At 68.2% G+C, this 13,187-nt stretch carries 11 protein-coding genes and 1 tRNA gene; 8 read left to right on the top strand and 4 right to left on the bottom strand.

Features of this window, described 5'->3' with window-relative positions:
• Positions 1–31: 31 nt before the first annotated feature.
• Positions 32–697: a L,D-transpeptidase gene (locus tag ACLJQF_RS24305; protein ID WP_410611832.1), complete on the bottom strand. Its 666-nt coding sequence runs from the start codon at positions 695–697 to the stop codon at positions 32–34.
• 225 nt (positions 698–922) lie between these two features.
• On the opposite strand from ACLJQF_RS24305, the gene ACLJQF_RS24310 reads away from it, so the two are divergent.
• Positions 923–1,420, top strand: a complete 498-nt coding sequence (locus ACLJQF_RS24310; protein ID WP_410611833.1) for a hypothetical protein — start codon at positions 923–925, stop codon at positions 1,418–1,420.
• Here the strand turns inward: ACLJQF_RS24310 and ACLJQF_RS24315 are convergent.
• Positions 1,410–2,300: a serine/threonine-protein kinase gene (locus ACLJQF_RS24315; RefSeq protein WP_410611834.1), complete on the bottom strand. Its 891-nt coding sequence runs from the start codon at positions 2,298–2,300 to the stop codon at positions 1,410–1,412. The genes ACLJQF_RS24310 and ACLJQF_RS24315 overlap by 11 nt on opposite strands.
• Before the next feature lie 8 nt (positions 2,301–2,308).
• Positions 2,309–4,003, bottom strand: coding sequence for a class I SAM-dependent DNA methyltransferase (locus ACLJQF_RS24320; RefSeq protein ID WP_410611835.1), 1,695 nt, complete (start codon positions 4,001–4,003; stop codon positions 2,309–2,311).
• Between the two features lie 77 nt (positions 4,004–4,080).
• Between ACLJQF_RS24320 and ACLJQF_RS24325 the strand changes: the two genes are divergently transcribed.
• The gene (locus ACLJQF_RS24325; RefSeq protein WP_410611837.1) at positions 4,081–4,824 is read left to right on the top strand and encodes a PP2C family protein-serine/threonine phosphatase; all 744 of its coding nucleotides are present in this window, start codon (positions 4,081–4,083) and stop codon (positions 4,822–4,824) included.
• Positions 4,825–4,868: 44 nt separating this feature from the next.
• Positions 4,869–4,953, top strand: a tRNA-Ser gene (locus tag ACLJQF_RS24330).
• 767 nt (positions 4,954–5,720) lie between these two features.
• Here the strand turns inward: ACLJQF_RS24330 and ACLJQF_RS24335 are convergent.
• Complete coding sequence (locus ACLJQF_RS24335; RefSeq protein ID WP_410611839.1) at positions 5,721–7,505, bottom strand: ATP-binding protein; 1,785 nt, start codon at positions 7,503–7,505, stop codon at positions 5,721–5,723.
• Positions 7,506–8,029: 524 nt separating this feature from the next.
• Between ACLJQF_RS24335 and ACLJQF_RS24340 the strand changes: the two genes are divergently transcribed.
• From ACLJQF_RS24340 to ACLJQF_RS24360, 5 genes are all read left to right on the top strand, one after another.
• On the top strand, positions 8,030–8,728 hold the full coding sequence (locus tag ACLJQF_RS24340; RefSeq protein WP_410611840.1) for a GAF and ANTAR domain-containing protein: 699 nt from the start codon (positions 8,030–8,032) through the stop codon (positions 8,726–8,728).
• Between the two features lie 637 nt (positions 8,729–9,365).
• Entirely contained in the window at positions 9,366–9,626 is a 261-nt protein-coding gene (locus tag ACLJQF_RS24345) for a hypothetical protein (protein ID WP_003056176.1), read from the top strand.
• Between the two features lie 4 nt (positions 9,627–9,630).
• Entirely contained in the window at positions 9,631–9,876 is a 246-nt protein-coding gene (locus ACLJQF_RS24350; RefSeq protein ID WP_086849216.1) for a hypothetical protein, read from the top strand.
• Positions 9,877–9,910: 34 nt separating this feature from the next.
• Positions 9,911–12,640 carry an FtsK/SpoIIIE domain-containing protein gene (locus tag ACLJQF_RS24355; protein ID WP_410611841.1) on the top strand — a complete coding sequence of 910 codons (2,730 nt, stop codon included), beginning with the start codon at positions 9,911–9,913 and terminating at the stop codon, positions 12,638–12,640.
• A complete protein-coding gene (locus ACLJQF_RS24360; RefSeq protein WP_410611842.1) occupies positions 12,637–13,041 on the top strand; it encodes a hypothetical protein in 405 nt (134 codons plus the stop codon). Before ACLJQF_RS24355 ends, ACLJQF_RS24360 begins: the two co-directional genes overlap by 4 nt.
• Positions 13,042–13,187 lie beyond the last annotated feature (146 nt).

Below are 13,187 nucleotides of genomic sequence, written 5' to 3' on the forward strand. Positions count from 1 at the left end.
TTACCTACGTCACGTGACGGAACGTGGCGCTTTACGGGACCACCTGCACGACGTCGCCGACGTGCAGGGTGTTGAAGAACTTCAGGGACGCTCCCGCCGACAGGTGGATGCAGCCGTGCGAGTACACCGAGAGGCTGCCCGTGTGGAAGGCGTCGCCCGGGTAGAAGAAGACCGAGTTCGGCATCTCCGCGTTGTCGAATTCCTTCGACAGGTGCATCTTCTCTTTCGAGAGCACGCGGAACGAGCCGGTCGGAGTCTCGTTGCCCTTGCGGCCCGGCAGCATCGGCACCGGACCGTAGACGACCTTGCCGCCCTGCAGCAGCCACGCCTTGTGCGCGGAGAGGTCGACGCAGGCGGCGGTGCCCGAGGCCGCGGCCGCCGCGGCGCACGGGACACTCGGGTCCGGCTCGGGCTTCGGCGTCGGCTTGGGCTTCGGCTTGGCCGAGGTGCTGGTCGGCGCCGGCTTCTTGGACGACGGGGTGGGCGTGGCCGAGGAGGTGGGCGTGGCCGACGTCGGCGACGCCTCGGTGGTGGTCGGCGTGGGCGTGGTGCTGGAGGTCGTCGGCGTCCCGCCGCCGGTCCCCGCGGCGACGGCTCCGCCGCCCGCGTTCGAGCCACCGGCCGAGCCCCCACCGGAGCACGCGGCCAGCACGAACGCGGTGGCCAGCGCGGCCGCTCCCGCCAGAAGCCTCTTCACGATCCGGTACCCCCAGCTGTTTCGATCATCGCATTTGGACATCGGTAAAGACGGCGGTCACCCGGTCGAGGTTCGTCGGTGAAGGTCACGATTGGGTAGCTGCGCACTCTCGGCTCAACCCGGGGGTCGAGACCGGGATCCACCCGGGTCCGGTCCGTGGGCCGACGAAACCGCGCCGCCGTTCGCCGAAGCTGGAGGGACCTTCGACCCCAGGGGAGCGCCGAAATGTCCAGCGTCCTGCTCTACGCCGCCATCGCCGTCCTTGTCCTGTACAAGGTCGTCTACCAGCAAGTTCGCGGCACTCTGCTCAACCGCAGGACGTTGGTCGGCATGCCGCTGCTGCTCACGGCGGTGGGCGGCTACCTGACGCTGAAAGCGCTGCCCGGCGCGTCCACGGCCGAGTTGGGCCTGCTCGCCGCCGACCTGCTGCTGCTCGCCGGGCTCGGCGTGCTGCGCAGCACCACGACCACCCTCGCCGAGCGCGACGGCACGACGTTCCAGCAGGGTTCGGCGGTCACGATCGGGTTGTGGGTGCTGACCGTCGCGGTCCGGATCGGCGTGATCGCGCTGGGTGCCGCGTTCGGCGTCACAGGCCCGCTGACCTCGGCGTCGATCGCGTTCACCCTCGGCGTGAGCATCGCGGTGCAGAACGCGACGACCTACCGGCGCATCCAACGCCGCGGGCTGCCGCTGGCCGACCGGCGCGCGGCGGTCAGCCGCTGACGCGGCCCAGCATCCGGGCGTACATCCGGCCCGGACTGGGCACCGATGGCGGCACCAGGAACCCGGGCAGCGGCGGTAACCCGCCGACGAACGCGCCGAGACGCTCGTACAGCACGGCGGCGCCGGCCGGGCGGGCTTCCGGATCCTTCGCCAGCACCTCGGCGAGCAGCGCGTTCAACGGTTTCGGCAGGCCCGGCACCGGCGGCGGCAGCTCCTTGACCTGCCGCTCGAACACCGCGTACGCGGTCGGCCCGTCGAAGAGCCGCCGGCCGGTGAGCATTTCGTGCAGCACGCAACCCAGCGCGTAGAGGTCGCTGCGCGGTTCGGCGCCGCCCCGCTGGATCTGCTCGGGCGCCATGTACGACGGCGTCCCCAGCAGCTGCCCGGCCCGGGTGAACTGCGCCGCGTCGGCTTCGCGGAGCACGGCCAGCCCGAAGTCCATCACCTTCACGCCGCCGTCGGGCCCGAGCATCAGGTTGGACGGCTTGAGGTCGCGGTGGCAGACGGCGAGCGCGTGCGCGGCGGTCAGCACCGCGCACGCCTGCGCCGCGATCGCCGCGGCCCAGGGCACCGGCAGCGGGCCGTGCTCGGCGAGCAGGTCGGCCACGGTCACCCCGTCGACGAACTGCATGACCTGGAACAACCGGTCGTCGTGGGTGCCGTAGTCGTACAGCGTCGGGACGCCGGGGTGATCGAGCGTCGCCAGGATGCGGGCCTCGCGCGCGAAGCGGGCTTCCAGCTCTTCGTCGCGCCCCGGCAGCCTGAGGAGCTTGATCGCCACGCGACGGCCCAGCCGGCGGTCGTGCCCGCCGTGCACCGCGCCCATCCCGCCGCGGCCGAGCGGCAGCTCGTCGAGCTCGTAGCGGTCGGCGATCAGCATCCGTTCCCCTAGTTGCTCGGCCTGAGCCGTCCTTCGACAAGTCCCGCGAAGCCTAGCCGGACCAGCTCGCGGCCCGTTTCGGCCGCCTCGCGCAGGACGGTGTCGAACTCGGCGAGCTTTTTGAAGACCTCGCCGTACTCCCGCTGAACGGCGATCGGCAGCCGCGGGATCCGCACGCGCCTGCCGTCGATCCGGGTGGACGCCGACGCGGCGGGCAGATCGGCCGCGCGCAGGCAGCCGGCCAGGAAGTCCGCGTCCAGCCGCTCCGCGTCGACGCGGTACACGGTGAGCCCGGCGCCCACCGGCCGCGGTGGTCCACTGTGGACGTACGCGATGCCGGTCACCGACGCGACGACGTCACCCGCCTCGGCCGACGGATGCTCGGCGTCCGCGCGCACCGGTGCGTACCTGACCTCGACGACGCCGGCCTTGACCAGCTCGCCGATCGTCGTGAACGCCGGTTCCGCGTCCGCCGCTTCGAGCGGCGGCAACTGCGGGGCCAGCTCGGCGAACCGGGCTCGCACGGCCTGGAAGGCCTGGCCCGGATCCTCGTCCCTGGCGCGGCGGCGGGCCGGCGTCAGGTCGACGTCGTCGTCGAGCAGGTCGATGATCCGGACGCCGGATTCCGGGTGCTCGCGGAATTCCCGCCAGCTCTCTTCCACTGTGGACAGTTCGTCGCCCGCTTCGCCGAGCAGCACGGTGGACGGCGCGCGCTCGCCGGGAGCCGGCCGCCGCAGCAGCCAGAGGTCGGGCCCCGCCGGCGCCAGCGTGACGACCGCGCGGACCGCGCCCGCACGCAGCAGGTTGCCGCGGATGCGCTTGCCGCTGCGCCGCCCGGCCGCCGCGCCGGGCATCAGGATCGCCACCGTGCCACCGGGTTCGACGTGCGCGAGGCAGTGCTGCACCCAGGCGAGCTCGGGTTCGCCGCGCGGCGGCAGGCCGTACTCCCAGCGGGCGTCGCCGATCAGTTCGTCGTGGCCCCAGGCCCGTTCGTTGAACGGCGGGTCGCACAACACCGCTTCGGCGGTGCGGCCGGCGAAGGCGTCTTCGCGCAGTGCGTCGACCGCGTGGACCTCGGCCTCGATGCCACGCAGCCGCAGCCGGAGCGCCGCGATCGACGCCGTCATCGGGTCACTGTCCTGCGCCAGCACGGTTTTCGCGCCGCTCGCCAGCGCGAGCGCGCCGAAGCCGCACGCGGGATCGAGGATCGTCGACACCGGGCCGGCGAGGCGGGCCATCAGCTCGGCGATCGGTTCCGGCGTGGCCGACAGCCGCCGCGAATGCGCCTCGAAGTACCGGCGGCACACCAGTTCGAACGCTTCGACCGGCCCCGCCTGGTGCGTCAGCTCGCCGAGCAGGGCGAGCAGCTCCGGGTCGTCGAGCCGGCTGTCGAAGGAGTCGGAGAGACCGGCCTGGAAGGCGAAGAAGCCGCCCGCGCGGCTGACGCGCTCGGCGAGGTCGAGGTCGTCGCCGAGGGCGCGCAACCGCTGCCACGCGCGTTCACCGGCACTGAGCTCGAACTTCTTGCCGCGGGCGCGGAACCAGCCGGCGACGGCGGAGAGGCCGAACAGCGGGCTCGACGCCGTGCCACCGACCGGCGGCGGGAAGTCCGGGTAGCGGCGGCGCCAGTTGCTGACCGCGGCCCGCCCCACCCCGGCGAGCCGCGCGATGTCGGCCGCGCTGACCGTGGCATCGTCGTCCATGGCGAGGACTCTATCGGAGGATGCTCCATTCAGCCGAGGTGCTTGTGAACTCAGTCAACCAATGCTTTCATGGGGGCATGACACACGATCGGTACGTCCTGCGGTACGCCGCCGGGTCGGACGTCGGCCAGCGTCGCCGGGTCAACGAGGACGCGGTCTACGCGAGTTCCCGCCTGCTCGCCGTCGCCGACGGCATCGGCGGCCAGCCGCACGGCGAGGTCGCCAGCGCGACGGCGGTCGACGTGCTGCGCGAGCTCGAGGTCGACCTGCGACGGCTCGATCTGACGAACGTGGACCTGGTCGCCACCCTGGCCGGCGTGGTCAAGTCGATCGACGAGCGACTGCACGAAGTGGCGTCGCAGGAGCCGACGACCGAAGGCATGGGCACCACGCTGACGACCCTGCTGTTCGACGGCGTCGAGTTCGCGGCGGCCCACATCGGCGACTCCCGCGGCTACCTCCTGCGCGACGGCGGCCTGCGCCGGCTGACCCGCGACCACACGTTGGTGCAGGCCCTGGTCGAGGACGGCCGCGTCGCCGCGGAGGACGCCGAGTCGCACCCCCGGCGGTCGCTGCTGATGAAAGCGCTGCAGACGGCGGGCTCCGGCGACCCGGACATCTGGACGTTCAAGGCCAAGCCCGGCGACCGCTACCTGCTCTGTTCGGACGGCTTGAGCGGCCCGGTCTCCGAAGCGACGTTGCGCGACGTGCTGGACGCCGGCACGGAGCCGGCCGAGCTGATCCCGGAGCTGATCCGCCTGGCCAACGAAGGCGGCGGCCCGGACAACATCTCGTGCGTGGTCGCCGACGTCACGGCCTGACCCACCTTCGCAGGCGGCAGAGGCCATCCGGTATCGTCTTCTGCGGAGGATTGGCCGAGCGGCCTAAGGCGCACGCTTGGAAAGCGTGTTGGGTTCACGCCCTCGCAGGTTCGAATCCTGTATCCTCCGCCGCAGTAACCAGGCAAACGCCGGGTGCCCCGCTTCGGGACATCCGGCGTTTTCCGTCTTAGTCTCAGTTCCAGTCTCAGTTGCCCCTGGTCAAGCCGGTTCGAGGACCGGTCGAACCCCTGCCCCAGTAGGCAACTGGCCACACTCGCTTTACCCGGGCCGCAGGGGCCACTCACCGAGCCCGCCGTGCACTGACGTGGTCGTGCTGCCGGTCCGGCAGCACTCTTCGGACACCGGCGATTGGGGCCGGAGTCCGCCGGGCAACGTCCAGGTCCAGCGCACGCCACCGGGACAGCCCTAGCCAAAACCGGTGGAAGCTCGTTGCGGGACCATGCGTGGGCTGACACCTCGGTGACGACCAAGTTGCGCCTGGTTCGGGGTGGCCCATCGGGGCGAGGTCGGGGTATTGGGCCGTGCTGCCGGGTGTGGTCGCGGGAGCTGCGTGATGTGACCGGCAGTCAGAGCGCGCCGTCGAACTAACGGCGCCCGCTTGACTCAGGCATCAATTGCGATGACCTGACTGTAGGAAGTCGGAGTTCGACGATGGCCTCGATTCAAGGCTTTTGCGCTCCAAAAGAGCGGGAGGATAAAATGTATCACATCGCCCATGCCTTTCGCCCAACTAACACGTCAGGCGAGGCTTGAGGGAAGTCAGCAGAAACCGAGTTCCCCCAGTCAGTGAACGCCGCCCGAAGCTCGTCCCAACCCCGCGCAGTGGTCCGACTACACGAGGTCGCCACTCGCGAGCCCCTAACCTCGCCGTGACTTCATTCCGCATCGTCTAATTCAGCGGTGGCAAACAGTTCCGACTGACTTCCTTTGGCCGTAAGTCTGTACTTTGTATTTTTGGTGCCACGCCCCGCTTTGGCGAACTCTATTTCTCCTTCTTTTTTTAGGCGACCTAGCCAATATTCAATTGTTTTCGGGTTGACGTTCAGGGCGACACTAATCTCTATCTTCGACATCTCGCCACGAAGCGCCAGTAGGTCCTTTACTTGCTTCCGCCGATTGGGGCGGTGACGCCGCTCCTCGGTTGATCCGAGCGACTTCGCATACTCACTCAGGAAATACTTCGTTGCGCCGCGCTCGCCACGCTGATCCACCAGTTCTCGTGCAACCAAATCTTGCAGCTCACCAGTGGCAGCACGACTATCGGATATGCCTGTCGCCGCCCTGTAGCGAGCGTTATCAATTACGCCACCTTGCCTCATCAATGCGAGAGCGGTTCGCTGTGTATCCCGAAGCCCCTCAGGACCAACTCGACTCAGCCATCTTACGGTGTCCTCGTCGAATAGGGTGTGATTCGGCATAGCGACCTCAAAGGAGGTCACCTTATCCCTGAACTCCGGCGGACTCATACTTGCGCGAGCCAACTCGATTCGCATCGTGCGAATCCCTGAACCTCGGTTCTCGCATACGGTTCGGCCTTCGCCTGGGATCGGTACGTCCTCTAGGATCCTTAGAAGCAAACCATTACGCGAGGATGAGACGCCCTCCTCGCCAAGACGGCTGATGTCAACTGACCCATAAAGTCCACCCGGATTCAAGATGCGCAATCGATCCGGGTACATCTCGACCTGAACCTGTGTTCCGCGAGAGCCGGGACTCAGGTCGCGATGAACCAGTGCGTTTACAATAGCCTCACGCAAAGCTTCCGGCGGGTATTCCCAGACATCCTCTCTGCCACTACCACTAATTAGCGCACGGCGACTCATGTTGCGCCTAGTAACCGCGAGAGCTTCGCGTGCGATATGCGGGATGGGACCGTCAATTCTGACGTTGTCCAGGAACCTTGTACTGCTAGATGTAGCTTCACCCACCTTGGTGGGGTAATGCACAAACGTGAGACACAACTGCGGGTAAAATTGCTGGGGGTACCGCCCGAGAGCTAGAAGACCGGCGAGCGATGGACGCAATTCCCCCACAGGGTCAACCTTGAGAACACCAAGCATCTTCAGCACGGACGTGTCGTCTTCATCACCGAAAATTCGAGGATTTGAATCGCGCACGCGTTCAAGGAGCGTGTCGACGCTGCTTGATTCAAGGTCGCCGACTGAAGCCTCAGCGACTAGTTCATGGTCAAACCGCGGTTGTCCGCGGTCCGCCATCAACTGCTGGATCTCCTCGCTGGTGAGGCGGCGGTCTCCATCAGCCACCCGTATGTAGCTCCCTCGGTTCAGGCCACGGGTGGTCACATAGCAGGGCTTCTCGGCGCGTGGAAGTTCGGCAACTTCTGCCACAACGACGGACTTGCCGTCGATGCGCGCCAAGCTGATCACCGGCTGCAATGGCGGCGTCAACTGCGTCCGAGCCATCGCCGCGAGGTCCGCCTGCATCTTGCCCGGGTCTGCCACGCCGGCCACGGCAAACCCGTCGGCCTCGTCGATACCCAAGAGCAGGGTGCCACCTCCCGGGGTGTTGGCGAACGCGCTGAGCGTCTCCACCGCGCTAGCCGGCAGCTTGTCCGCTGAACGCTTAGCCTCGATTCCCGAGTCCTCGGCTCCGAAGCCCTGGAGGTACCAGATGAGGCTGGCTAGCTGCGCCTCGTCCACTGCATGCTCCCGTCCTCCTAAGTTAGGAGCATCTTAGGAGCATTTTCGGTTCACCGAGGATGAGGCGCACATCACCTCATAGGTCGATTGCAGTCTCCTAGATGCTAAGAGTGCACCTTAGGCCACCGAGGGTGACTCTGTCTTAACGTTCGGCTATGTCGGTCAGCGTTGATCAGCGTCACCGGCACGTCCCGCGGGGCGGGCTAGTCTCAGTCCCTGTCTCATTCACCCCAGTTCACCGGCGTCCGCCAAGGCACGCACGAGGCCCTGACCTGCACCTCACGGCACGCCGGACCCCGCGTACGGCCGTGTGTGCAGACTTGGAAAGCGTGTTGGGTTCACGCCCTCGCAGGTTCGAATCCTGTATCCTCCGCCGCAGTAACCAGGCAAAACGCCGGGTGCCCCGCTTCGGGACACCCGGCGTTTTCCGTTGGAGCCTCAGCTCCGGTCTCACTGAACCGCCGAGCCCCTCCTTCGCTAGGCTGATTGTCCCGAAATGGAGGATTGGCATGAGGGGGCCGGACGTGACCGACAACCCTGACGACCCTGGCACCAGCCTGGGCGCGACGTTGAGTGCGGTCGCCCGGATGCTGCAGGCGGAGCACGATGTCGACGCCACTCTCGCCGCGATCGTCAAGGCCGCCGTCGACCACGTCGACGGCGCCGAGTACGCCGGGATTTCCCTCGTGGAAAGCGGGCGTGCCATCCGGACCGTCGCGCCGACCGACAACGTCGTCTCGGCGATCGACGAGGTCCAGTACCGCACCGGCCAGGGACCGTGCCTGGACGCCATCGCGGATCACCAGATCTACACCACCGGTGACCTCGCCGCCGAGGCCCGCTGGGCGGAGTTCGCCTCCGCGGCGGCCGAGTTCGGCGTGCACTCGATGCTGTCCTACCGGCTGTTCGTCACCGGCACCACCCTCGGTTCCCTGAACCTCTACTCGCGAAAGCGTGACGCGTTCAGCCTCCAGACCCGGGAAGACGGCAGGCTGTTCGCCACGCACGCAGCCATTGCCCTGAGCGGCGCCCAGAAGGAAGCTCAACTGGGTGTCGCGATCGAGTCGCGCGACGTCATCGGCATGGCCAAGGGCATCCTGATGCAGCGCCACGACCTCGGTCCCGTCGCGGCGTTCCGGATGCTCGTCGAAAGCTCGCAGCACACCAACCTGAAGCTGCACCAAGTCGCCGCGTGGCTGGTTGAGCACCGCGATCAGCTGTGATCAAGTACGCCTCGCGCTTCGAACGCGACGTTGGCGGCGGCCCTCGCCGGCCGGCTGCTTGACCAACGAGGACCGCCCCACTCACCGTCACCGATGAGTGGCCTGTGGTAACAGTTCGTACTGATCCTCTACCCCATCGTGGACGGGTCAAACGATCAAGCCCGTGATTTTCGCCTGCAAACCACAGGGCGTGCGGTTCGCGCGCGACCCACCGTCAGTACGTCCCGGACACAGTTGCACGGCACTTTTGGCGCACCGAAACATGAAATGCCTTCGGTGCCGCGGAATTCCGTACCTGTACGGGGAGTTACGAACAGGGCTGAGCGCAGGCAGTTACTCCGGTCGCGCTAGTCTCACCAGCACCTCGCCCGCCCTTGTCGAGAAAGGCCAGTAGTGGCACGAAAACCGCTCTGACCTGGGGTAGCGCTGGCCAGCGACTTCAGTGTGCGGTACTGGTGCCGGGACAACCCCCGCACAGACCGTGATCGGCCCGGCCCCGGACGTTCCCACGTCCGGGGCCTTGCTGATTCCGGGCCCGCGATCACTCGGCAAAGTCTGATGATCACGCTGAGTCGCTGGATCTGTTTCAATGGAATCCGTCCCCGTACGACACCAGATTTCGAGGAGTAGAGGCCCGATGGCCGGAGTCGAAGAGATCCGCGCTGGCATCGCGCTCGCCAACGAGAAGGCGTCCGCGAGCATCGCCGCCCTGCAACAGGCAGCGCAGTCTCTCGAAGAAGCCCAGCAGTCGCTCGCACAGGCGACGCAAGGGAGCAGCCAGCACGAAGTGAGCCAGGCGCACGGACTCCTGGCGGAAGCCCTGCAAGGCATCAACGGCTTGCAGAGCACCGTCCAAGCAAGCATTTCCTCCGCCGACTCCTACTCGGCGCGTCTCTAGCCGGATGACGCTCGCCGAACTCCACCAGCTGCTCACCGCTGCCGTGACCGGGCTCGCCGACGCGCGCGCCCACTCCGAACGGGCCACAAGCCTGCTCGGGGAAGCCCGGCAAGCTCTCGTGGATGCCCAGGCCAAGGCCGATCCCTGGCTTCCGTTGCAGTACGCACAGGCCGGCGAGGGGCTGGACCAGCTCCTCGTCCGCCTGCACGCTGCCGAGGATCTGGTGAGCGGATACCGGTCGCGCCTGTAATCCTTTCTTGGGGACAATTTTCTTGGGGACGCCGATGGCCAACAAGTCAGCCGAGCAACGCAACCGCGTCGAGACCGCACTCGACCGGGTCCGCCATCAGATCGGACTGGTCCTGGGCGCGGCGGCCGGGGCGCGCCAGGCCGCGGAAGCCGACCTCGCCAAGCTCCGGCTGGAGCAGGACATCGTCAAGGTCGGCATGAACCACGCCAGTGCCGAGCAGCAGAACGAGTGGGCACGCCACCCCGCCGCCCACGAAGTGTTCGGCGCGCTCGGCAGCGTGCGAAGCGCTTTCTACACCGATTGGAGTCAAGGCCCCGCGACACTGCGGGAACTGGTCGCGCAGAACGCACCCGGGCCGGCCGGGCTGCCGCCGGGCGACTGGCTCGGCACGGTCGGGCACAACCCCGGCCTGACGTCGCCCGGGCTGTGGCACGTCGGCGCCGCGACCGCCGCCGGCGGTGACCCGACCCGCACGTTCGACGTCGCCGTCCCGTTGCTCGACGAGTCGCACCTGGCGATCACGTCCGCGCCGAAGACGCGGCCCGCGATCGACGGCATCGTGCAGAACCTGCTGGTCCGCGTGCTCTCGGCGTTCGAGCCCGGCGCGGTGCGCGTGCACCTCTGGGACATCGGGCAGCTGACCGCGATCCTGCCCGACCTCTATCCGCTCAGCCACACCAGCGCGCTCTCGCTGTACGACCCGGGACGTCTCGAGGACCTCCTCGACGAGCTGGCCGGCCACATCCGCCGCATCCACGCCAGCTGCATGTCCGCCGGCTTCACGTCGCTGCGGGAAATGCGGGAGGACACCGGGCAGCGGGGCGAGCCGTACCGCATCGTCGTGCTCTACGGCAACGGCGAGACGCTCGAACCCGAACGCGCCCGCGACCTCAAGCGCGTCGCGAGCGGTGCGCTGGCCGCCGGGATCTGCCTGATCATGGTCGACGTGCCGACGGCGGTGAGTGCACCGGTCGAAACGCTGAGCCTGCTCGACGACCGGCGCGCGATCAGCAGCATGTCCGGCACCGACCTGGCCGTCGACCTCGATCCCGCGATGCCGTCGGCGCAGGTCATCCGCGCCATCGACAAGATCGCCAAGGCGCTGATCGCCAAGCAGGGCGGGCCGCGGTCGTTCGACGACCTCCTGCCCGCCGAACTCGGCCAGGAGAACTCGGCGCGCGAACTGCGGGCCCCGGTCGGGTTCTTCGAAGGCGAGCCAGTCGAGGTCGTGATCGGCGACGCGAGCCCGCACGCCCTGATCGGCGGTCCGTCCGGTTCGGGCAAGACGAACTTCCTGTACGCGCTGCTCGGCAGCCTCGCGGCCCGGTACACCCCGGAAGAGCTGGCGCTGTACCTGCTGGACTTCAAGGAAGGCGTCTCGTTCGCCGGCCTGGCGCCGGGCCGGAAGGACGCGAGCTGGCTGCCGCACGCGCGGCTCGTCGGCGTCAACGTCAACACCGACCGCGAGTTCGGCCTGGCGCTGCTGCGGTTCCTCGCCGACGAGTTGCGCCGCCGGTCCGCGGCCGCGAAGGAGCATGAAGTCACGAACCTCGCCGACCTCCGCGAAGCCGATCCGGGTGGCCACTGGCCGCGGATCGTCGCGGTGATCGACGAGTTCCAGTACCTGTTCGCGGGCCGCGACCAGGTGACCGCGACGGCGACCCAGTTGCTGGAAGACATCGCGCGGCGCGGCCGGTCGCAGGGCATCCACCTGGTGCTGGCCAGCCAGGACGTCGCCGGCATCGAGGCGTTCTGGGGCAAGCCGGCCGTGTTCGAGCAGTGCACGCTGCGGATCGCGATGCCGAAGGCGCGGCGCGTGCTGGCCGAGACGAACAACGCGGCCGTGTCGGCGCCGAAGTGGCACACGGTGATCAACCACGACTCCGGCGTCGCGCACGGCAACCAGCTGGCCCACATCCCGGACGCGAGCAGCAAGAACGTCTTCGTCCGGCTGCAGCACCGGCTGTGGGAGGAGTACGCCGGCCACTTCCCGCGGCCGCGGCTGTTCGACGGTGCGCACCAGCCGGTCCTGGAACAGTTCCCGGCCTACCTGGACCTCAAGCCGAACTCGAAGCCGCGAGCCCTGCTCGGCCAGTCGATCGACGTGACCGAGACGGCGTGCGGCGTCGACCTGCCACGCGCGCCGGGACGCAACGTCGCGGTGCTCGGCTCGGCGACCGCCGAGGCACTGTCCATCATGGACTCTTCGGCGCGGTCGCTGTCCCGGCAGTACGAACCCGGCGAAGTCGAGTTCGTACTGAGCTGCCCGATCGAGGCGTGCGCACCGGCGGCGCTGGAGCTGACCGAGCGGCTGCGCGAGGACGGCCACGCGGCGTCACTGGTGGAGGATCTGACCGGCGTCCTGGAGTCGATGACCGGCTCGATGTCCGGCGGCGCGAAGGTGCTGCTGCTGTACGGCGTCGACGCGGCGCTGCCGGCGCTGGAAACCAAGGCGGCCGGCCAGCTGAAGAGCGGCCTCGACCACCTTCGGGTGGTGCTCAAACAGGGGCCGGGCCACGGCATCCACACGATCGGCTGGTGGCGCAGCATCGCCCGGCTCAAGGACACGCTGGGCTTCGGCGGCACCGACGACATCGGCACGTGGGCGGCCCTCGACGTCCAGGGCAACGAGCTGTCGCTGTTCGCGGCGGGCCAGGTCGTGCACTGGTCGCCGCGACCGGGCCGGGCGTTGTTCTTCGACCGCACCACCCACGGCGCACCCGAAGTGATCATCCCGTTCCAGCGTCCGGAGAACGACCGATGACCGACGACGCCACCGCGGCCATGCGGTACAAGGAGATCATCGCCCTTTCCCGGGGCTCGGCGGAGAACCTGCGCGAGTGGGAACTGGCGCGAGCGGAGGCCCTGAACACGGAGATCGAGGCAGCCCAGGCGGCGATCGAGACGGCGACCGAGCGCGAAGCGAGGGCGGCCGAGCGCGCGAAGCGCTGGTGGAAGATGGCGCTGCACAACATCCAGGGCCTGCCGTGGCTCGACCCCGGCGACGAGCCGCGCCCGGTCCCGACGGCGCGCGCGGCCTACCTGGAGCGGTACCTCGAGGAGGTCAAGCCGAGCTACCAGGAGCTGGTGCAGGCGGTTTTGGCGTTGGGGTGGCGGGCGAAGCGGGCGGCCGCGAAGCGGGGCGAGCAGCCACCGCCCGCCTAGTCGCTGTCTGCCGCAGCTGGCGGTCGTGAGTGGTAATTCGGGTTCTAACCCGAATTACTCGAAAGGGCAGTTAGCCGTGTTCCGCGCACAGGCACGCGACGCCCGGCTCGATCCACTCCCGTCCGGCCCATTCCGGATGGCGCTCG

Origin of the sequence: Amycolatopsis sp. lyj-109 (assembly GCF_046548995.1) — a bacterium.
GTDB lineage: Bacteria > Actinomycetota > Actinomycetes > Mycobacteriales > Pseudonocardiaceae > Amycolatopsis.